We start from the raw sequence: 299 nt of genomic DNA, 5'->3' as shown, positions 1-299 counted from the left end.
TGACATTGACTTAAGCTTCGACCTTTCAGACGGCACGGATACCGTTGTTGCCACTGCAGACCTCACGGTAAATCCAGTGAATGACGCCGCGGTAGTGGAAGATGTGGGTTACACCATCCAAGAAGACGGCTCGTTGACCTTTACTGACGATCAGCTTCTAGCTGGCGCTTCAGACATTGATGGCGATGACTTATCCGTTGCTGATGTGTCTTACTCTGGTACTGATGGTGTGTTCACCGACAACGGTGATGGTAGCTATACTTTCTCACCAAATGAGAACTTTAATGGCGAGGTCGACT

General features: G+C 49.2%; 1 protein-coding gene. It reads left to right on the top strand.

What is annotated here, in order from left to right:
• Positions 1-299 (top strand): tandem-95 repeat protein (locus tag M9196_RS23380; RefSeq protein WP_250619897.1); only part of this gene is annotated, 299 nt, incomplete at both ends.

Origin of the sequence: Vibrio methylphosphonaticus (genome assembly GCF_023634655.1) — a bacterium.
Taxonomy (GTDB): domain Bacteria; phylum Pseudomonadota; class Gammaproteobacteria; order Enterobacterales; family Vibrionaceae; genus Vibrio; species Vibrio methylphosphonaticus.
Note: the sequence above shows the minus strand (reverse complement) of the source record. Positions and strands in the feature narration are given on the sequence as shown.